Source organism: Halobacterium sp. BOL4-2 (assembly GCF_016917835.2).
Taxonomy (GTDB): Archaea; Halobacteriota; Halobacteria; order Halobacteriales; family Halobacteriaceae; genus Halobacterium; species Halobacterium salinarum.
The window spans coordinates 183,301-203,274 of record NZ_CP070332.2 but is presented as its reverse complement, the minus strand read 5'-3'; the positions used below and the strand labels follow the sequence as shown (position 1 = coordinate 203,274).

Genomic DNA, 19,974 nt, shown 5'->3' with positions numbered 1-19,974 from the left:
CACGCGCCCGCGGCGGCGGCCGGTTCAGGCGTCCTCGGAGGGGCCACCGGTGTGGTCGGTGAGGGTGTTCCGGACGCCGGACAGATCAACGGCCACCCAGGCTTCGGCGTCGTACGTGACGTCGACGAGCCTGCGGGCGTGCTCGCTGCCCGGGTCGGCGTCGGCGGCCGCCGCGGTGAGGCGCCGGCGGACGGCGTCGGCGCGGGCGGCTGCGGGGACCGTGCGGCGCTCGGTGTCCGCCAAGATGTGTGGCAGGTCCTCGGCTCCCGCAGGCGGCTCGGGAAACGCTGTCGGCCCGGGGACCAACACTGTCGTTCCGTCGTGGGCGACCGCGAGCAGTTCGTAGGCGTTCTGTGCCGCGTCGATGGCGTCGTCCGGGTGTTCGGTTCCGTCGCCGTGCCGGCCCGCGTGCTCGCGGACCGCAGTGCTGAGTTCGGCCCGCGTGAGGCCGCCGAACAACGCCACGATGCCGGCCAGTGCGTCACCGTCCATGTGTCACGGTGGCTGCCCGAAGACGGGTCACTCTTCGGTGTCGGCGGCGTCGGCCCGCGCCGCCGCCGCCACGTCGCCGGGGGTGAGCGAGACCGTCGACCACGCGGGCAGTCGGGTGTCAGCGCCGGGCGGCTGTACCGCCTGTGCGTACGTCGTGATCTGGTCGCGCTCGCGCTCGGCGTCGTAGCTGAGATCGTTGAACGCGGCGTCGGCGCTGTAGGCGTCCACGAGGCGGGTGGCGTGCTCGCGGTAGCGCTCCCGGACGGTGTCGTAGGCGATGTCGACGCCGGTGTCCGCGACGGCGCGCAGCAGCGCCGCGCCAACCCCCCGGCTCATCTCCGAGAGCCCCGTCGGGCCGGAGACCGCGCGGTGGTCGTGCTCGTACCGCCCCAGGTCGACCTGTGCGACGCCGGCCGCGCCCGCCAGCCGGAACGCCTCGCCGAGGGTGCCGACCTCCAGGCCCCACTCGCGTTGCACCCGCAGTCCGCGCGCAGCCTCGCTGGTGAGCCCACACTCGCCGGCCAGCGCGTACCGGAACGACCCGAGGAAATCGAGCACGTCGTGGTCGTGGGTGTCCTCAAGCGCCGCCACCAGCGGCGTGTAGAACAGCCGGAACAACCGCCCGTACAGCCGGTCGTTCTCCACGCGAGCGTAGTAGCCCTTCGAGAAGTCGAAGCCGTCGGCGAGCGGGAACAGCAGCTTGTTGACGTCCCGGGCCTCGTAGGTGTCCGTGTCCGCGTCGTGGAGCACGACGAAGTCGTGGCGGGCCGCGACGCCCAGCGCCAGCCAGACGTCACGCCCCTTGCCCCGGGGGCCGTCGAGACCGGCGTCGGCGAGCAGTCCCTCGACCCGGGGGCCGTCGCACCACAGCAGGGTGAGATCGAGGTCGAAGCCGGCCAGCCACTCCCGGAACGCCGGCACGCGCTCTGCGGGCGCGCGCAACGGCACGACGACCGCTGCGGGGTCGACGCGCTCAAGCTCCGAGAAGACGCGCTCGGTCGCGAGGCTGGCGTACTCGCGGTCGGTCATCGGGACGACGACCGCGGCACGGCCTGCCGGGGCGGGCGGGTCGGCGTCGCCGTAGTCGTGGAGCGTCGCCACGCGCTCCTGGGTGTAGTCCATACGTCGACGGCAGTGGCGGCAGGGGAATTAGCTTGCGCCCTGCGGCAAGCGCCCCGCCCACTGCAGTGCCACGAGGCAGACCGCGAGTACGCCCAGGCCGGCGGCGCCGGTGCGGAAGATGGTGTCGTAGGCGAACCCGGTCCCGCGAAGCGTGCCCACGACGACGCTGCCGAGCGCCTGCACGAGCATCATCGACGCGCTGTAGCCGGCGTACGCCGACCCGCGGTCGCTGTCGGGGAGGCTGTCCAGCAGGAAGGTGTCGATGGCGGGAAAGAGGCTGTGGATGGCGTACCCCAGGCAGAGCGAGACGGCGGCGACAGCGAGCGTGGCGTTGACGACCGTGATCGCGAACAGCGTGACGACGAACGACCCGAGGATGGCGAGCATCAGCGGGACGTGGCGGAACCGGTCGGCGAGCCGGCCCGTGTACCAGAACGCCGGCACGCCAGCGGCGAACACGACCGTCAGGAGGAGGTTGGCGGTGCGCTTGGTGACGCCTTTCGTCTCGATGAGGTATTTCGGGTAGAAGTTGAAAAAGCCGTTCCAGACGAGGCCGGTAATCCCGACGGTGACGACGCCGAGCGCGACGATGCGGTACTGGCGGCGGACGGACCCGAGGAGGTCGCGGTCGGCTCCAGCGGCGTCGGGCAGGTCGGCGCGCTCGGCGGTGACGTACAACACGACCGTGACGACGGCGGCGGCCGCCGACAGCAGGTAGAACGGCGCACGCCACGTGTAGCGGACGAGCAGCACGCGGACGACCAGCAGCGGCGCGACCGCTGCCGCGAGCTGCGAGGCCGTGCCGTGGATGCCGATGACGCGACCGACGCGATCGGGGAACAGCTCACTCACGAGGGGGCTCGCGGCGACGAAGTAGACGCCCGAGGCCAGCCCGACGAACAGCGCGCCGACCATCACCAGCTCGATCGTGGGCGCAAGCGTCATGCCCCCCGAGGCGACGGTGAGCAGGCCGCCAGTCCCGAGGACGACCCGGTGGCGGGCGACTCGCGTGAGGAGGTAGCCGGCCGGGAGCCGGGGGAGCGCGCTGCCCAGCCACGCCAGCGTCGCCACCAGCCCGACTGCGGCGTTGCTCGTCCCGACGAAGAACTCCTGGAGCGGCACCACGAGGGGCGCGAACACGACCCGGCCGAAGTTCACGAGGAAGACGAGCGCGCACAGCGAGCCGAACAGGGGGAGCCGACGCGCGCCGCTGTCGCTGGATGGGGCCACACGGCGGCTTCTCGGCGGGCAGCAACAACCCTTCGGGTTCCGGCGACCGACGCGCGCCGCTACTCGAAGATGGCGTCGAAGGCGTTCGCGCCCAGCGGCTCGAACGTGCCGGCGTCGGCGTTCTCCGTGACGTGGTCGGCGTCGGTGGTGCCGGCCAGCGCGCTGGTCACGCCGGGCGCGCTGCGCGCGAAGTTCATCCCGCGCTGGGCGGGCGTCTCCCCCGCCAGTTGGGTGTCGACCGCCGAGGGGATGCCGGACACCACCTCGCCCTGCCCCAGGCTCGCCGACGTGAACACGTTCAAGCCGGCCTCGTGGGCGTACCAGAGCACGCTCTGGGGGCCGTCGGGGCCCTCCTGGGCGGCGACGGTGAACGCGTCGGCCATGTAGACGTTGAACGGCACCTGGATGGCGCGCAGGTGGGTGGCCGTGTTCCCGACGGTCTTCGCCGCGGCGCGCGCCCGCGAGATGATCTCGCCGAGGTCCAGGTAGTGGTCGTGGTCGGCGGGCACCCGGAACGCCTCCCAGGTCGCCACCCCGTAGTGGGTGATGTCGCCGGCCGCCACGCGCTGTTCGAGGCGCTCGAAGGTGGCTTCCAGGTGGTCGTAGACCGCCGACGCGGGGCGCTCGTCGAGTTGGGTTTCGGGGTTGTGGACGTAGTAGAGGTCGATGGTGTCCACGCCGAGGTTCGACAGCGACCGGTCGACCATGGCGTCGATGTACCCGGGCGCGATGCTGTGGCTGCCGGCCGCGAGGTCGTCGCCGTCGACGACGCCGCGATCGACGAACTCGCGGCGAACGTACTCGCCGGGGGCGTCGGGCTGCGCGCCGTCGAACGGCACGAACCCGCCCTTGGTCGCGAGGAACACGGCGTCGCGGGGGATCTCGCTGTCCCGGATCGCGCGCCCGACGACGCGCTCGCTGCGCTGGTGGCGGTAGTTCACGGCCGTGTCGATGACGTTCACGCCGGCCGTGAGACCGGCGCGCACCGTCTCGTAGAGCGCGTCGTCGACGGCGGCCGTCGGCGCGCCGAGGTACGTGCCGAGGCCAACGCTGGAGACCGCACAGTCGCCCACGCGCCGGAAGTAGGTGCGGGCGGTCGCGTCGCCGAATCGCTGCTTGTACTGGAAGGTCGCGTCGGCGGTGGCCATGCCGGCAGTTCGGCCGGGCGTTACTTGTACTCGCCGCGTTCGTGCGCCCGGATGGCGGCCTGATACCCCGACCGGAACGTCGGATGCGCGAACGAATACCCCAGCTCGGTGAGGCGGTCGTTCGAGCAGCGCTTGCTCGTGCGCAGTCGGCGCTCGGCGGGCGTCGAGAGGTCGCCGGCGGCGATGCGCTCGGCGACGGTCTGCTTGGCGGGCTGCGGGACGCCCGCCTCGTCGGCGAGCCAGTCGGCGAACGCCCACTTCGAGACGGGGTCGTCGTCGACCGCCAACAGCACGTCCGCGTCGGCGTCGGTGAGCGCGAACGCCACCACGCCGGCGGCGTCGTCCCGGTGAATCATGTTCAGGTAGCCCTCCGTCACCGGGCCGTCGAGGTACCGGGTCAGCCGATACCGGTCCGGGCCGTAGAGGCCGGCGAACCGCACCACCGTGGGGTCCAGGCCGTGCTCGGGGGCGTCGGTGAGCGCGACGCGCTCGGCGTCCACCAGCGCCGCGGTCTTCTCGGTGGTCGGATCGAGGGATGTCTCCTCGTCCACCCAGTCGCCGTCGTGGTCGCCGTAGACGCCCGTGCTGGACGTGTAAACGAGCTGCTCTGGGGGGTCGTCGCGGCCGCCGAACTGCTCGACGACGGTCCGCAGGCCGTCGACGTACACCTCGCGGGCGGCGTCGGCCCCCCGGCCGCCGGACGACGCCGCGAACACCACCGCGTCGGCGTCCGGGACCGCGGCCAGCGACGCGGCGTCGGTGACGTCGGCGCGCACCGCGGTCGCGCCGGTCTCCCGGACCGCGTCGAGGCTGTCCGGGGAGCGACACACGCCGACAACGTCGTGGCCGGCGGCGAGCAGGCGGCGCGCGAGCGCGCACCCGACGTAGCCACAGCCCAGGATTGCGACCCGCATCAGTAGGGGTTCTGGGCGGCGACGTAGCGGTGGATGCGCGCGTACTCCGCGAGGGTCATGGGCTGGCGGCCCTCCAGTTTCTGCTGGAGGGGTTTGGCGTCGTGGTCGCCGTCGAGGCCGCGCGCCAGCGCGTCCACGTCGAGCACGGCGGAACTCATCTGCAACATCACGTGGTCCTGGAGTTCGGCCTGGAGGGTGTCCGCGGGCGGGTAGTCGTCGCTGGCGGCCAGGATGTCGGCCGCCTCGGTGACCGTCAGCGTGGGCGAATCGCCGGCTGCGAGCGCGGCGATCGTGTCGGCGTCGATGTCGGCGTGGGCGGCGACGGCGTCCGAGCCGACGGTTTCGATGACGTCGGCGAGCGTTGCCTCGTACTGCGCCCGGACCGCGTCGGCGGTCGTCTCCGCGGGCGTCTGGATCTCGTCGGTGAACACGCACGCCGGTACGACCCCGAGGGTCAAGGACACTGCGCTCCCGGTGTCAGGTCGTGTGTTGCGGCCACACATGTCACCTGCGGGCACAACGTTGATACGGATGCCGTGAATCCCGTGACATATGAAGGCCGCCCTCATCGGCGTCGGTCAGGCCGGCGGTAAGGTGACCGAAGCCCTCCTCGCCGAGGACCAGCGCGCGGAGTACGGTGCCGTTCGCGGAACGCTCGCCGTCAACACCGCGAAGACGGATTTGGAAGGGCTGGACATCGACACGATGCTGATCGGTCAGGAGCGCGTCAAAGGACACGGCGTCGGTGCCGACAACGAACTCGGCGCGGAGGTGATGACCAACGACGTCCGGGAGGTCATGGGCGGGCTGGACGGGGTCGTTGACCCACACACCGAAGCGATCTTCGTGATCGCGGGGCTGGGCGGCGGCACCGGATCGGGGGGCGCGCCGGTGTTGGTGAAAGAACTCCAGCGCGTCTACGAGATCCCCGTCTACGCGCTGGGGATCCTGCCCGGCCGTGACGAGGGCGGCATCTATCAGGCGAACGCCGGCCGGTCGCTGAAGACGCTCGTCAGGGAGGCCGACTCCACGCTGCTCGTGGACAACGACGCGTGGCGGTCGACCGGGGACAGCGTCACCGAGGCGTTCGACGAGATCAACAGCCGGATCGCCAGACGCGTGGGCATCCTGCTGGCGGCCGGGGAGAACATCGAGGGCGTCGGCGAGAGCGTCGTGGACTCCAGTGAGGTGATCAACACGCTGCAGTCCGGGGAGATGTCCGCGATCGGGTTCGCGTCCGCCGAGGCGGCCGCCGACGCCGGGGAGAACATCAACACCATCACCTCGACGGCGCGCAAGGCCTTGCTGTCGGGAATGAGCGTGCCACAGACCACGGAGGCCGGCGCGGCGCTGGTGGTCGCCGCGGGGGAAAGCGAGCGCGTCTCCCGGAAGGGCGTCGAGAAGGCGCGGACGTGGGTCGAAGACGAGACCCGCAGCATGCAAGTGCGGGGCGGTGATTTCCCCTTGGACTCGGATAAGATCGCGGTGCTGGTGTTGCTCGCGGGGATCTCCCGGAGCCAGCGCCTCCAGGAGTTCATGGACCGGGCCAAGGAGGCAAGCAAGGAGGTCGAGGCCGAACAGGAGACGGAGAACTTCCAGGCGGACGAACTCGACGACCTGATCTGATCGCGGACAGCGACGGTCAGTCGTCGGCAGTCACGAGGGTGTCGCCGTCGAACTCGCGGCTGTCGTACTGGACGTCCATGAGGTCAAGCAGCGTCGGCGCGATGTCGTAGAGGTTCGTCGACGACGGGATCGACACGTCGGGGGCGTCGGTGACCAGCGTCGCGTTCTCGAAGGAGTGCATGCCGTTGCGGGGGCCGTGGCGGAACACGTCGCCGGGCGTCGAGAACCCGGCTTTGAGGTCGAAGCCGTGGTTCGGGATGGCGACCAGGTCCGGCGCGATGGCGTCGTGGTCGCCGTCGAAGACGGCGTCGCCCTCGACGACACGATCGACGACCTGCCGGCCGTCCGGCGATTCGAGCGCGGTCAGCGCGTCGCTGACTTCCGCAAGCACCGCGTCGGCGTCGTCGGCGGCGACGCTCCCGCGGGGCTCGCGGCCCTCGCGGTTGAGGTAGAACCGCCCGGGGATGAACGAGTACACCTGCGTGTCGTCGCTGATGTCGCCGAGCCCCTCCGGATCGGGGCTGTCGAAGGACAGCCAGCCCTGGTCGGCGAGCCACGAGTTCAAGTGGACTTCGTAGTCCTCGCTGGTGAACCCGTGATCGGAGGCGACCACGAGGGTCACGTCGTCGGCGATCGCCGCCCGGATCTCGCCGATGTAGCGGTCCACTTTCTCGTAGAACTCGAAGAACGCCGCCTCGTTGTCGCCGTGTTCCTCGTAGTCCTTGAACAGGAAGTGGTTGACGCGGTCCGTGGACATGAACACGCCGAAAAAGAGGTCCCAGTCGTCGGCGTCGATGTACTCCAGGAACGCCTCCTGGCGGGCGTCGATGGTCTCGTGGGCGTCCTCGATGAACGCGGCTTTGTCGTCGTCGTGGCCGAGTTTCGCGTTCACGTCGATGCGGTAGTCGGTGGCTTCGAGGGCGTCCGCGAACTCGGGGGGGTGGGCGGCCTTCTCGATGTCCGGGGAGAGGAACCCCGAGCTCATGCGCTGGACGTTGCGCTGGGGCGGGAACGTCACCGGGACGTTCATCACGGTGGCGTCGCGGCCGGCGTCGGTGACGCGATCCCAGACGCGGGTCGCCTGCACGTCCTGTCCCATGGGGACGTACGTCTCGTAGCTCCCGGTTTCGCGGTCTTGGAAGCCGTAGACGCCGGTTTCGCCGGGGTTGACGCCGGTCGTCAGCGAGGGCCAGCAGGCGCTGGACTCCGGGGGAACGATGCTCTCGATAGCGCCGCCCGACCCCGCGGCCATCGCGTCGTGGAGGTTCGGGAACGTATCGGGATGATCGCGGATGAGGCTGAACGGCACGCCGTCGATACCAACGAACGCAACCCGGCCAGCGTCGCTTCCGCGAAGTCGGTCGAACAGACCCATACCGAACCGTCTCCGCTCCGCCACTAAAACGTTGGTTTCCAGGGACGAACGGCGGCTACGCGTGTTCGAACGCCGAGAACAACGCTTTCCGGGTGCTGGCGTCGATGAGGTCGTCGAGGGTCGCCCTGCGGTCGGCGCTGACGCGACTGAACAGGCCGAGTGGGACGCGCGCGGTGGCGGTGTCGGTGTCCCCGCCGAGGCCCTCGGGGTGGTCGAACGCCGACGCCAACACGTCCATGGCGCTCGTGCGCACGTCGTCGGCGCGACACGCCGTCACGACGGTGTCCTCGTGGACGCCGAAGGCGGCCGCCGACGACACGCCGTCGAGGCGCAACAGGGTGTCGGCGGCCTCCTCGAGGGAGCTGACTGCGGGGACGGACCCGACGTTCGTGACCGCGAAGCTGGCGCGGCGTTCGCGGTTCTCGATGGCCGCCCCGATCACGTCGAAGGTCTCCCCGCTCATGCCGGGGGCGCGCAGCGTGTCGATGGTGCCCTGGTCGACGAACTCTTCGAGGAACGTCGCCGCCCGAAAGTCGTCGGCCGACCGGACGCGGCGGAACTCCCGGGTGGCGGCTCGGATGCCGTGCTGGAGGGCGGTTGCGACGTCCTGGTCGGGGGTGTGGTTGGCGCGCTCGAAGAACCGGGAGACGATGGTCGCGGTCGCACCGGCGTCGCTGCCGGTGATGACGAGTGGGTGGTCGACGGCCGCGGGGCGGTGGCGGATCACCGCGACGACCGGCGGCTGGTTGGCGAACGACGGAACGGTGCCGCCGCCGCCGACCGCGACGGCGCCGTCGTAGTCGTCGAGTGGGTCGTCGGCGATGCCGAGCGTGAGGTCGAAGAGGTTGCAGAAGGCTTTGGCGTCGTCGCTGGTGACGTCGCCTTCGGCGAACACGCGTCCCGTGACACCCCATTCTTCGCAGAGGTCACAGAGCCCGGTTGCGGCGGCGAGCGCGTCGACGCTGGGGTTCTCGGGGACGACGAACGCGACGGATTCGACGGAGGCGATGGCGTCGCGGAGTCGCGCGTAGTCGTCGTTGGTGGTGGTGGCCGCCCGCCGGCGGCGGATCAGGAGACGGACGACGTATGCGCCGGTCCCGCCGACGGCGGCGGCGACGCCGGCGAGCACTGCCAGGGAGCGTGGCGCGAGGAGGCCCACCTCAGGGAGCATGTGGGCGAGAGTCACCGCGAACCGTTAAGTAGCTTATCCCGGGTCAGTGGGTGTGATCGGTGTCCGCGTCGGCGTCGGCGGTGTCAGCGGCGTCAGCGTCGAAGTTCAGTGGGACGACCGTGGGATGGTCGACGCCGACTGTGGGAGTGTCAGTGCTCATTGCGACTGAACGTACGGCTGCACGCCTCAAGTAATCGTCCATGCGCTTGACAAATCCGCGCTGGGAGGGAGATGCGCCGGAATAATACGCCGGGAATGGCGTTACGCGAACTGCTCGTCGTAGAGGTCTTGAGCGTGCTCGATGGCGTCTTTGGCGGCCTGCGCGTCGCCCCAACCGAGCACCGCCGTCTCCTTGTCCGCTTCGAGGTTCTTGTACGTCTCGAAGAACTCCGCGATCTCGGCTTTCTGCTGGTCGGTGAGGTCGTCGACGTCCTCGACGTCGTCGTAGCGGGGGTCCTCCTCGGGGACGGCGATGACCTTGTCGTCCTGCTCGCCGTCGTCGTCCATCTCCATCAGCGCGACCGGGCGCGCTTCGATGACGCAGCCGGGGAACGTCTGGTCTTCGACGAGCACGAGCACGTCGAAGGGGTCGCCGTCGTCGTAGTACGACTGCGGGATGAACCCGTAATCCGACGGGTAATGGACGTTCGAGTGCAGCACGCGGTCAAGCACCACGCCCGGGATGTCTTTGTCGTATTCGTATTTGTTCCGCTCGCCTTTGAGACACTCCACGACGGCGTAGATGACGTCCGGAGCGTCGGGTCCGGTTTCGAGGTCTTCCCAGAGGTTTGCCATGCTGTTGGAGGTGTGGGGCGCGCCGAAAAAGGGTTTTCGTATCGCCGTTCGGCCGCGAAACGGGGAGTCAGGTGAGAAGTGTTTAAATGTCCGGGCCACTTCACTTCAGCTATGTCAGAGGCGCAACCCGATACACGGAGTGACGCACGTGACCTGACCGCGTTCCAGAAGAACATCCTGACCGTCCTCGGCGAGGAAGCCCGATACGGTCTCGCAATCAAGCGCGAACTCGAAGAGTACTACGGCGAGGAGGTCAACCACGGCCGTCTGTACCCGAACCTCGACGATCTCGTCAACAAGGGCCTCGTCGAGAAGTCCGAGTTGGACAAACGGACCAACGAGTACGCGCTCACCAACGAGGGCTTCGACGCGGTCGTCGACGACCTCGAATGGACGCTCTCGAAGTTCGTCGCCGACGCCGACCGCCGCGAGCGCGTCGAGACCATCGTCGCCGACGACTGAGGACTGGGCATCCCCAGGCAGTTTTTCCGGCACACACCACACCCCCAGCAGCGGCGTTACGGCGTGTCCTCGTCGGTGGTGGCTGCGATGTCGTCGATGATCGCAAGCGACGCCTCGATGGCGTCGCGCTGGTCGGCGCTGGGCCACGCGTTCCGGGGGAAGAACTCCTCGCGGAACCGCGTGCGCTCCGCGTCGGTCGCGGTGTCCATGGGGCGCGCGTAGTGGTTGTTCATGAACGCCGCGAACGCGGCCGCGTTCTGGGCGTGCACGTCGTCGTGGGCGGCCGCAACGCGGTCGACGATGGCGGCGTTGCGGGCGGCGGCGTGCTCGTAGTCGCCCTGTTCGCCGCCGCCGGCGAGCGAGCGTTCGACGGCGCGGTCGGGGTCGTCGATGTCGCCGGGGTGGACGGTGCCGTCGGTGAGCCAGTCGGTGGGATAGCAGACCAGCGTCGCGTCGGCGTCACGGACCCGCGCGAGGAAGCCGTGGTCGGCGAGCAGTTCGTCGCGGCGGTCGCGGTAGGCGTCGGCGGCGGCGGGGTCGGTGGCGTCGCGGGCGAGCCGCGTGAGTCGCTGTGCCTCGGCGGCCGCGTCGGCTGGCAGCTCAGGCATCGTCGAGGGCCTCGTTGGCGAGGGCGTCGGCGCGCTCGTTGGTCGCCCGTGGCACGTGGGTGATCGACCAGTCGTCGAACCCCGTGAGGAGTTCGCGGGCGCGCACTCGTTTCCGCCTGAGGTCGGGGTCGTTGGTGTCCCACGCGCCGGTGAGCTGTTTCTCGACGAGCTGGGAGTCCCCCCGGAGTTCGATGTCGTCGAACCCGAAGTCGGCGGCGGCTTCCAGGGCGGCGATCAGGGCGTCGTATTCGGCCTGGTTGTTGGTAGCGCGGCCGATGGTGTCGCCGCCCTCGGCGACGATGCCGCCGGCGCCGGAGACGAGCACCCAGCCGACCGCGGCGGGGCCGGGGTTCCCGCGGCTTGCGCCGTCGAAGTAGGCGTGCACGCGGCCGCCGCGGTCGGGTTGGACGACGGCCGTGATGTCAGTGGGCGACCCCCCCTGGACGACGAGTTTGTCCGCGTAGGCGACGGCGTGGGCGTCTCCGAGGTCGGCGTGCCACAGTTCGTGCTCGGAGTTCCCGTCGCTGAACGATGCGCCGGCGTCGGCCAACGCCGCGCGGGCTGTCTGGATGTCGCACTCGACGACTGGCATTGAAGTCAGGTCACCCCGCGTCCCGTTTATGGGTTACTGTTCGGGGCGGCGTGCCTGGCGCGGGGAAACGCGGCTGAGCCGGTGGTTCTCGCCGACAACCGCGTGGTATTGTGTTGGATTGAAGACCGCTCAATACTGCCAATGGGTTTATGAGTGTGCGCGACACTAATATAAAAATGCGATGACACGGTCCACCCGCCAGCGGGAGCGAGAAACGGCGGCAAAGCAGGAGGAGGAGGAGGACTCCGAGGAGGGGGTGCGGGAGTGCCCGGAGTGTGGCTCGGATAACCTCGTGAAGAGTTCGGACCGCGCGGAATTGGTCTGCAACGACTGTGGCCTCGTCGTCGAAGAAGAGCAGATCGATCCCGGTCCGGAGTGGCGGGCGTTCAACCACCAGGAGCGACAGGAGAAGTCCCGCGTCGGCGCGCCGACGACCCAGACGATGCACGACAAGGGACTGACCACGACGATCGACTGGAAGGACAAGGACGCCTACGGCCGCTCTATCTCCTCGAAGAAACGTTCGCAGATGCACCGACTGCGGAAATGGCAGGAACGAATCCGAACGAAAGACGCCGGCGAGCGCAACCTCCAGTTCGCGCTCTCGGAGATCGACCGGATGGCGTCGGCGCTCGGCGTGCCCCGGTCGGTGCGGGAAGTCGCATCAGTCATCTACCGGCGCGCGCTCAAAGAGGACCTGATCCGGGGTCGATCCATCGAGGGCGTCGCCACGAGCGCGCTGTACGCGGCCTGCCGGAAGGAAGGCATTCCGCGCAGCCTCGAAGAGATCTCGGAGGTATCCCGGGTCGAGCGCAAGGAGATCGGGCGCACGTATCGGTATATCTCCCAGGAGCTCGGCCTGGAGATGAAGCCGGTCGATCCGAAGAAGTACGTGCCGCGGTTCTGTTCTGAACTCGAACTCACCGAGGAGGTCCAATCGAAAGCCAACGAGATCATCGAAACGACCGCCGAGGAGGGACTGCTCTCGGGGAAGTCACCCACCGGATACGCGGCCGCAGCCATCTACGCCGCGAGCCTGCTGTGCAACGAGAAGAAGACCCAACGCGAGGTCGCCGACGTCGCGCAGGTGACGGAGGTCACCATCCGGAACCGCTACCAGGAGCAGATCGAAGCGATGGGTATTCACGGCTGAGCCCTGGCCGTGGGCCGCCCACGTGGCCCCGTGTTCCGCCGTTTCGGAGGTGAATGGGCGCATCGAAGGGGTTTTGCGGACGCCACGGGAACGCCGTAGATATGACTGCGCCGTGGGCGGACTGGGATCACGTCCTCAAGATCGATCCGGACAAGTCGCTGGTGGACGGTGAGACGTTCGACGACGTCGCGCAGACGGGCACGGACGCGATCGAGATCGGCGGAACACTCGACGTGACCACCGAGAAGATGCGCCGCGTCATCGACGCGTGTCGGACACACGAGGTGCCGCTGTATCAGGAGCCGTCGAACCCCGCCGTCGTCGTCGAGGACGAGGCCCTGGACGGCTATCTCGTGCCGGTGGTGTTGAACGCCGGGGATCCGTTCTGGATCACGGGTGCGCACAAGGAGTGGGTGCGGATCGCGGACCTCGACTGGGAGCGCACCACGACGGAGGCGTACATCGTGATGAACCCCGACGCGAGCGTGGCCGAGTACACCGGCGCGGACTGCGGGTTGGACGCCGACGAGGTGGGGGCGTACGCCACCGTGGCTGAGCGGTTGCTCGGCCAGGAGGTCGTGTACGTGGAGTATTCGGGGACGCTGGGGGATCCGGCGGTGGTCGAGGCGGCCGCCGGCGGGGTCGACGACGCGGCCGTGTTCTATGGTGGTGGGATCGACGGCTACGACGCGGCGTACCGGATGGGCGCACACGCGGACACGATCGTGGTCGGGGATCTGGTACACGAGGCCGGGGTGGACGCCGTCAGAGAGACCGTATCGGGGGTCCGGGACGCGCAGGCCGAGGAGTGAGGGGCGCGTGCCGAGACTGTAATGCTTACAGTGCCGCGTCGCCGAGAGCGGTGCAATGAGCGACGGTGAGTCGGCGGTCGCGTTCGCGCCGGGGCACGTGACGGGGTTTTTCAGCGTGGACGCGGGCGCGACCGAGGCGGCGGTCGCGTCGGGGTCTCGGGGTGCGGGAGTCGCGCTCTCTGCGGGCGTCACCGTCACGGTGACGCGGGCCGAGAACACGGGCGTGGTGTTGAACGGAACGCCGACGGAGATCGCGAGCGTGCGGGGCGTCCTCGATGCGCTTGGCGTGACCGCGCGCGTGACCGCGGAGACGCCGCTGCCGCTGGGTGCGGGGTTCGGCGTGTCGGGTGCGACCGCGCTGGCGGCGGCGTTGGCGGCCAACGAGGTGTTCGGGTGTGGGTGCTCGGAGAACGAGTTGGTGCAGGTGGCCCACGTGGCCGACGCCGAGGCGGGCACGGGGCTTGGCGACGTGGTGGCGCAGGCGCGCGGTGGGCTTCCCGTTCGGGTGGAGCCGGGAGCGCCGCCCCACGGCAGCCTGGACGGGGTGCCGGCGAGCGGGCGCATCGAGTACGTGTCGTTCGGCGGGCTGTCGACCAGTGACGTGATCGGTGGGGAGACGGACGCGCTGTCGGCGGCCGGTGCGGACGCGCTGGCGGCCCTGCGCGCGGATCCGACGGTGGCCGAGTTCGTCGCGGCGTCGCGGCGGTTCGCGCGGGCGGCGGGGTTGGTGGATGCGGCGGTCGCGGACGCCATCGCGGCGGTCCAGGCGGCTGGCGGTGAGGCCGCGATGGCGATGCTCGGGCGGACGGTGTTCGCGCTCGGAACGGGGTTGAGCGACGCGGGGTACGACGCGGCGTCGTGTGCGATCCATCACGGCGGCGCGTCGCTGCGGTGAGAGCGGGCGATTTTTGCCCGCCAACGGTGTTGGTGGGGTATGACCGAGATTCCCGAGGACCACCCGCGACACGACTCGCTGGTGACCCGCCACCGGATCGAGGACGGGGTGGACGACGGTATCACGAGCCGACAGGGGTTGATCGCGCAGGGCCGCGGGGAGGCGTACGACTACCTGTTGGGCGAGGAAACGATCCCCAGCGCGGACGCCGCCGAGCGGGCGGCCGCCGCGCAGTTGTTGGCTGCGGACCACCCGGTGGTGTCGGTCAACGGGAACGTGGCCGCGCTCGTGCCCGACGCGCTCGTGGCGTTGGCGGCGGCGACCGGCGCGGATCTGGCGGTGAACCTGTTCAATCGGACCGAGGAGCGCGTCGAGCGGATCGCGGACCACTTGCGCGAGCACGGCGCGAGTGGGGTGTTGGGGACGAAGGCGGACGCGCGGATCCCGGGGTTGGACCACGAGCGCGCGACCGTCGACAGCGACGGGATCTACGACGCCGACGTGGTGTTGGTGCCCTTGGAGGACGGGGATCGGGCGGCGGCGCTGGCCGAGATGGGGAAGACGGAGCTGGTGATCGACCTGAACCCGCTGTCGCGGTCCGCGCAGGCGGCGTCGGTGCCGATCATCGACAACGTGGTGCGGGCGGTGCCGAACATCACAGCACACGCGCGTGATCTGTCAGCAGCGGAGGGTGATGCTCGTGAGGAGTGCATCCAAGAGTTCGACCGGGAGGCCGCCCTGCGGGCGGCAGAGGAGCGAATCAGGGGCGGTGTGAGTGGTGGCGCGTAGGGTGAGAGCGCGCTGACGTACACTATTTTTGGTGAGCCGAAAACCGAACGTCTTTTGAATCTTTAGGTTGCCCTAAACCCTATGCAGCGACGACGAGAATTCCTACAGGCAACGGGGGCAGCACTCGCCGCAGTCGGACTCGCCGGCTGCAGCGACTCGGGAGGCACGACCGACGGCGACGCGACGACGGCGGCCGACGCCGGCAGCGGTAACGACGGAGGCGACGACGTCGGCGTCGACGCCGCCGTGGCCGCCCAGTGGAACGTCTACCGTGCGCGCCTCGCGGACGCCGCCGCGCTGGGCGCACACGGCGCGTCCGACGTGGGCGCACAGCTCGCCGCCACCACGTTCGAACAGGACTTCGAGAACGCCGGCGGCGAACACGGTGCCCACGAAACCCTCGAAACGACCAGCGAGAGCGCCTACGAGGGCTTCGAGCAGGCCGCGATCGGCGTCCGGGACGCGCTCAGGGAGGGGGACAGCGCCAGTGCGATCGAGCAGGCCGAATCCGCCGCCGCGAACCTGCGGGACGCCCAACAGCGCCTCGTCGGGGAGACCGCGATGCACGCCCTGGACGCGCTGGCGTTCGCCGACCACGCCGCGACCGCGCGCGCGCTCGCCGCCGCCGGTCAGGCCGACGCCGCCGCGGTCGCCGCCAACACCGCCCTCTCGGCGTTCGAAACCGCGCCCGCCCACGAGGCCATGGAGTCCGCAGCCACGGACGCCTACGAGTCCTTCGAGAGCGGGCTCGGGGACACCCTGTCGGCCGGACAGCGCGGCAACGCCGACGACGCGAACTCCGCCGCCGCCACCGCCGTGTCGGCGGCCGTCGACGGTGCGTACGCGATCGCCGACACCGCCGGCACCGAAGCGGGCCACATCGCTAGCCTCCAGTCCCGCGCGTACGACGCCGCCGCGCTCAACGCGATGGGTGGCCCGTCGTCGGACTTCGGGCACGCCGCCGTGCTGTCGGCGTACCGGGCGCGCGCCCAGGACGCCGCGTGGGTCGCCGACGCCGGCGCGTCGGACGCGGCCGCATCGATGGCGATCAGCGTGCTCGAAGACTTCGAAGGCGCGGCCGCCCACGAACCCCTCGAAGAGACCGACCACGACGCCTACGAGGGCTTCGAGGGCGGCGTGGAAGCGCTCCAGGAAGCGATCACCGCCGGCAGCGGCGTTTCGGATGCGCTCTCGCAGGTCGACACCAACCTGGTCGCCGGCATCAAGGCGCTGACCACGGACACCGAAGCGGTCATCCTGGAGACCGGGTTCCTCCGCGCGCTGCTCGGCGACGCCCGCGAGCAGTACCAGCGCGGCAACGCCGAGCGCGCCGCCGCGAGCGTCGAAGCCATGTTCAAGCGCTTCGAGCGCGACGAGCTGGGCGCACACGAGACCCTCGAATCCACCAGCGAATCCCTCTACGAGACGTTCGAGGACGAACACGTGGGCGCGCTGCCGGCGGCGATGCGGAACGGCAACGACGACGCAGTGACGACGCACCTCGACGGCGCGCGATCCGCGCTCGCGGAGTTCGCGGCGCAGATCGCGCCGACCGCGCGGGTCGCGGGCGGCGAATCGGTCACCATCACCGCCCGCGCGTTCGACGCCGCCGGCGTGGCGGCGCTGGACGACCGGACGCGCGCGGCGACGATCGCCGACGACGCGATGGCCTACTTCGAGGGCGGCGCGGGCGGGTTCCACGAGGCCGTCGAAGCCAGCAACGAGGAAACCTACCACGCCTTCGAGGAGGCGCTGGTGGGCGTGTCCTCGACGGCGAGCGACGGCGGGAGCGTGTTCGACGCCGCGACCGGCTTCGGCGCGCAGTCCAGGACCGCGGTCTACGACGTGATCGGGAACGCGGGCGGCGACCTCACGGCGGCGGCGGCGGCCGTGGCTCGGGGCGCGCTCCGTGACTTCGAGGGGGCGCGCGCACACGAACCGCTGGAAGAGGCCGACCACGACGCCTACGAGGCGTTCGAGTCGTCGTTCGAGACGTACGCCAGCGGCCTGGAGTCCGGGACCGGCGACGTCTCCGTGGTGCGGCGGGCGTCCCTGCGGGCGCAGTTCGCGGTGGCGGGCGACGCCAGCGCGGCCCCGGTCGGCGACGCCGCATCCAGTAGCGAAGGCGACTCCCAGCCCGAGCTGAGCGGCGGGCCGAACGTCGTCTCCGGCGTCCCCGATGACGCCGACCACGTGATCGACATGAACGCGGTCGCGTACGATCCCGCGGAGCTCACCGTGTCCGCCGGGGACACCGTCGCGTGGACACACGCCGACGGCGAGGCGCACTCAGTCACGGCCTACGAGGACGACATCCCTGCGGACGCGGCGTACTGGGCGTCCGGCGGCTTCGACAGCCAGGACGCGGCCAAGACCGGCTGGGCGAACGGCAAGGGCGCGGTCACCGAGGGGAAATCGTACGTCCACACGTTCGAAACCACCGGCGAGCACGAGTACTACTGCATCCCCCACAAGAACCTCGGCATGGAAGGCACGATCGTCGTCGAGGAGTGACAATGGTTGGAACCGACCTCGCTACCATCCGCGACCGGCTGGAAGGCCTCGCGGAGTCGGACGGCAGATTCGTCGTTGCGTGTGCGCGGACCGGCGAGCAACCGTTCCCCGTGGCGGGGCTTCGGTTCGCCGACCGCGACACGGCAGCCGACGCGCTCTCGCTGGCGACCGCGTACCGGGAGACGCTGGCGCGATACGACCCCTGGGCCCCCCAATACGACCTGGTCGTCCACGGCGCGCCCGTGCCGTCGCCGACCGACGGCCCGGACCGCTCGGACATCTGCCACGACATCGTCGGCGCGGTGTTCGAGGCGCTGTCAGCGGCCGACCGCGACGCCGCCGAGCGCGCCGTGCTCGACGGGTATTTCGCCGCCGCGGAGGCGACCACCGACGTCGACGATCTCTCGATGGTGTTGTTGTCCTGCGCCGCCGACGCCCTGGACGAACACCTCGCGCCGGCGGCCCAGGAGGCGATCCTCAGCGACGCCGCCGACCGCGTCGACTTCGTGACCACCGACGCCACGCCGGGCGAAGCGCTTGCGACCGTCGCCGCCGCGGACCTCGCCAGCAGCATCACGTGCACCGACGGCGGGTGGCGGTTCGCCGCCGAATCCACGGGTGACCGCGGCGCAGTGACCCTCCCGGTTGCGGTTGCGCTGCTCGCCACCCACGCCGTCGACGCGCCCGCGTTCGCGCCGATCGGCGACCGCATCGACGTGCAGCCGTCCGGCGGTCCGGCGGGGCTCGCGACGGCGACCTCAGAGTAGGCCGCGGGCCATCCGCACCGCGTCCGGCGCGTTCTCCGCGAGCACGTAGACGATCGGTTCGACACCGTAGCCACCGGTCTGATAGAGCACGTCCACGGCGTCGGCGTCCCGGACCGCGTCCCGGATGTGGTGGTCGTCGGTCGTCGACTCTCCCTCCGGCTCGAACTCGACCACGGCGTAGCCTGCGTCCGCGAGCGCGGCGACCGTGTCCGCACTGTACGCGATGTTGAGCGCGGCGTGGGCGTCCACACCGGCGGCGCGCGCGTCCAACAACACCGTTGCGACGTACGCGCTCACGCCGAACTCGGGTTCCGCTGGGATCTCGGTGCGTCCCATCACGTCCAGCACCCGGCCCGGCACGCCGGCCACGTCCTCGACGGTGTCCGCCTCGGGCGTACACTCCACGAGGTTCGCGCCGACCGCCGGGATCTGGGTGGCGAAGCCGCTGGTGCGTTCGAGCATGCGCACCCCACGGCGCACCGACGACAACACGTGCTCGCGCACCCGCACCTCGCTGTCCGCGTCGTGAACGGTGAAATCGCCGTCGTAGTCGGCCAGCGCGGGATTGGCGGCCTCATGGCGCTCGGCCAGGATGTCGCTGCTCGTGGACAGCTCCCGCACGAGAACCTCGGCCTCCACGAGCGCCTGCACCTGGGAGACGTTGCCGGTTGCGAGCCCGCTGCCGGTGCGCTCGACGAGTTCCTGGACCCGGTCGTCGGTGGCGATCTCATCGTCGGTGGTCACGTCGCCGTGGGCGTATTTCGAGACCGCTGACTGGCTGACCCCGAGCAGTTCGGCGACCTCGTGTTGGGTGAGCCCGCGCTCCCGCAGGTCGGCCGCCAGCAGCGACCGGAACGTCGGCAGGAACTCCTCGACGACGACCTCCTCGATGAACTTCATTGTGTCCCCCCGAACTCGCGGTCTCCCCGGATGCGGGAGGCCTGTGGGCCGTCCTGGTCCTGGTATTTCGACCCGCGCTCGTCGCCGTACGGCCGGTCGGCGGGGCTGGTGAGTTCCGTGAACACGAGCTGGCTGATGCGCATCTCGGGGGTGAGTGCCACCGGCACCTTCCCGAGGTTCGAGAGTTCAAGCGTCACCCGCCCGTTGAACCCGGGGTCGATGAAACCGGCCGTGGCGTGGACCACCACGGCGAGGCGGCCCAACGAGGACCGCCCCTCGACCTGCGCAACCAGGTCTCGGGGCACCTCCACGCGCTCTTTGGTGGTGCCGAGCACGAAATCCCCGGGGTGGAGGATGAACTCGTCGCCGTCCTCGACGACGGTCTCGGTGACGTACTCATCGACTTCGTCCTCGCGGTTCGGATGGATGCAAGGAACGTTCGCGCGCTCGAACTCCAGGAACCGCCGGCCAAGACGGACGTCGACGCTCGCCGGCTGCACCTGGAGGTCGACGTCCTCCAGGGGCTCGATGGCGAGGTCACCGTCCGCCAGGCGTGCGAGAATGTCCTGGTCGGAGAGTATCATACCCGAACAGTGTGCTCGGGATGCC

Annotated in this window: 21 protein-coding genes; 8 read left to right on the top strand and 13 right to left on the bottom strand. The window is 70.1% G+C overall.

From position 1 onward, the window contains the following. Positions 1-24: 24 nt before the first annotated feature. The 6 genes from JRZ79_RS14210 to JRZ79_RS14185 are packed head-to-tail and all read right to left on the bottom strand — an operon-like array spanning position 25 to position 5,337. Complete coding sequence (locus JRZ79_RS14210; protein ID WP_205252404.1) at positions 25-492, bottom strand: hypothetical protein; 468 nt, start codon at positions 490-492, stop codon at positions 25-27. Positions 493-519: 27 nt separating this feature from the next. Beyond that, positions 520-1,614 (bottom strand): glycosyl transferase family 2, encoded by a 1,095-nt coding sequence (locus JRZ79_RS14205; RefSeq protein ID WP_010902157.1) that lies wholly within the window; start codon positions 1,612-1,614, stop codon positions 520-522. A 27-nt stretch (positions 1,615-1,641) separates the two neighbouring features. Beyond that, entirely contained in the window at positions 1,642-2,844 is a 1,203-nt protein-coding gene (locus tag JRZ79_RS14200) for an MFS transporter (RefSeq protein WP_012289129.1), read from the bottom strand. Positions 2,845-2,903: 59 nt separating this feature from the next. Continuing rightward, complete coding sequence (locus JRZ79_RS14195; protein WP_205252403.1) at positions 2,904-3,992, bottom strand: aldo/keto reductase; 1,089 nt, start codon at positions 3,990-3,992, stop codon at positions 2,904-2,906. A 20-nt stretch (positions 3,993-4,012) separates the two neighbouring features. Then, positions 4,013-4,906 carry an SDR family oxidoreductase gene (locus tag JRZ79_RS14190; protein ID WP_205252402.1) on the bottom strand — a complete coding sequence of 298 codons (894 nt, stop codon included), beginning with the start codon at positions 4,904-4,906 and terminating at the stop codon, positions 4,013-4,015. After that, positions 4,906-5,337 (bottom strand): DUF5791 family protein, encoded by a 432-nt coding sequence (locus JRZ79_RS14185; protein WP_205251418.1) that lies wholly within the window; start codon positions 5,335-5,337, stop codon positions 4,906-4,908. Before JRZ79_RS14185 ends, JRZ79_RS14190 begins: the two co-directional genes overlap by 1 nt. Before the next feature lie 121 nt (positions 5,338-5,458). On the opposite strand from JRZ79_RS14185, the gene JRZ79_RS14180 reads away from it, so the two are divergent. Next, the gene (locus tag JRZ79_RS14180) at positions 5,459-6,532 is read left to right on the top strand and encodes a tubulin/FtsZ family protein (protein WP_010902152.1); all 1,074 of its coding nucleotides are present in this window, start codon (positions 5,459-5,461) and stop codon (positions 6,530-6,532) included. Positions 6,533-6,548: 16 nt separating this feature from the next. Here JRZ79_RS14180 and JRZ79_RS14175 read toward each other — a convergent pair whose 3' ends face one another. The 3 genes from JRZ79_RS14175 to JRZ79_RS14165 all read right to left on the bottom strand — a co-directional run bounded on the left by JRZ79_RS14175 (position 6,549) and on the right by JRZ79_RS14165 (position 9,873). After that, on the bottom strand, positions 6,549-7,907 hold the full coding sequence (locus tag JRZ79_RS14175) for an alkaline phosphatase family protein (RefSeq protein WP_010902151.1): 1,359 nt from the start codon (positions 7,905-7,907) through the stop codon (positions 6,549-6,551). Positions 7,908-7,962: 55 nt separating this feature from the next. Beyond that, entirely contained in the window at positions 7,963-9,078 is a 1,116-nt protein-coding gene (locus JRZ79_RS14170) for a bifunctional oligoribonuclease/PAP phosphatase NrnA (protein ID WP_205252401.1), read from the bottom strand. Positions 9,079-9,339: 261 nt separating this feature from the next. Then, a complete protein-coding gene (locus tag JRZ79_RS14165; RefSeq protein ID WP_010902148.1) occupies positions 9,340-9,873 on the bottom strand; it encodes an inorganic diphosphatase in 534 nt (177 codons plus the stop codon). A gap of 111 nt (positions 9,874-9,984) precedes the next feature. On the opposite strand from JRZ79_RS14165, the gene JRZ79_RS14160 reads away from it, so the two are divergent. Beyond that, positions 9,985-10,335 (top strand): PadR family transcriptional regulator, encoded by a 351-nt coding sequence (locus JRZ79_RS14160; protein WP_205251416.1) that lies wholly within the window; start codon positions 9,985-9,987, stop codon positions 10,333-10,335. Between the two features lie 56 nt (positions 10,336-10,391). Here the strand turns inward: JRZ79_RS14160 and JRZ79_RS14155 are convergent, their stop codons facing one another. Both JRZ79_RS14155 and rnhA read right to left on the bottom strand, forming a co-directional pair. Further along, a complete protein-coding gene (locus JRZ79_RS14155) occupies positions 10,392-10,943 on the bottom strand; it encodes a rnhA operon protein (protein WP_205251415.1) in 552 nt (183 codons plus the stop codon). Continuing rightward, on the bottom strand, positions 10,936-11,535 hold the full coding sequence (gene rnhA, locus JRZ79_RS14150) for a ribonuclease HI (RefSeq protein ID WP_205251414.1): 600 nt from the start codon (positions 11,533-11,535) through the stop codon (positions 10,936-10,938). Before rnhA ends, JRZ79_RS14155 begins: the two co-directional genes overlap by 8 nt. 181 nt (positions 11,536-11,716) lie before the next feature. On the opposite strand from rnhA, the gene JRZ79_RS14145 reads away from it, so the two are divergent. The 6 genes from JRZ79_RS14145 (at position 11,717) to JRZ79_RS14120 (ending at position 18,465) form a co-directional block, all read left to right on the top strand. Further along, positions 11,717-12,688 carry a transcription initiation factor IIB gene (locus tag JRZ79_RS14145; protein WP_010902144.1) on the top strand — a complete coding sequence of 324 codons (972 nt, stop codon included), beginning with the start codon at positions 11,717-11,719 and terminating at the stop codon, positions 12,686-12,688. A gap of 101 nt (positions 12,689-12,789) precedes the next feature. Then, entirely contained in the window at positions 12,790-13,500 is a 711-nt protein-coding gene (locus JRZ79_RS14140) for a phosphoglycerol geranylgeranyltransferase (protein WP_205251413.1), read from the top strand. Between the two features lie 55 nt (positions 13,501-13,555). Then, the gene (locus JRZ79_RS14135) at positions 13,556-14,395 is read left to right on the top strand and encodes a sugar kinase (protein ID WP_205251412.1); all 840 of its coding nucleotides are present in this window, start codon (positions 13,556-13,558) and stop codon (positions 14,393-14,395) included. A gap of 39 nt (positions 14,396-14,434) precedes the next feature. Further along, positions 14,435-15,184 (top strand): 4-phosphopantoate--beta-alanine ligase, encoded by a 750-nt coding sequence (locus JRZ79_RS14130; protein WP_205252400.1) that lies wholly within the window; start codon positions 14,435-14,437, stop codon positions 15,182-15,184. Positions 15,185-15,265: 81 nt separating this feature from the next. Continuing rightward, entirely contained in the window at positions 15,266-17,698 is a 2,433-nt protein-coding gene (locus JRZ79_RS14125; RefSeq protein WP_205252399.1) for a DUF5059 domain-containing protein, read from the top strand. 2 nt (positions 17,699-17,700) lie between these two features. Further along, the gene (locus JRZ79_RS14120; RefSeq protein ID WP_205252398.1) at positions 17,701-18,465 is read left to right on the top strand and encodes a hypothetical protein; all 765 of its coding nucleotides are present in this window, start codon (positions 17,701-17,703) and stop codon (positions 18,463-18,465) included. On the opposite strand, the gene JRZ79_RS14115 is transcribed toward JRZ79_RS14120, so the two are convergent. Both JRZ79_RS14115 and dcd read right to left on the bottom strand, forming a co-directional pair. Continuing rightward, positions 18,457-19,365 (bottom strand): thiamine-phosphate synthase family protein, encoded by a 909-nt coding sequence (locus tag JRZ79_RS14115; protein WP_205252397.1) that lies wholly within the window; start codon positions 19,363-19,365, stop codon positions 18,457-18,459. The two genes, JRZ79_RS14120 and JRZ79_RS14115, sit on opposite strands and share 9 nt — an antisense overlap. Beyond that, a complete protein-coding gene (dcd, locus tag JRZ79_RS14110; RefSeq protein ID WP_010902137.1) occupies positions 19,362-19,949 on the bottom strand; it encodes a dCTP deaminase in 588 nt (195 codons plus the stop codon). The genes JRZ79_RS14115 and dcd overlap by 4 nt, the downstream gene beginning before the upstream one ends. Between the last annotated feature and the right edge of the window lie 25 nt (positions 19,950-19,974).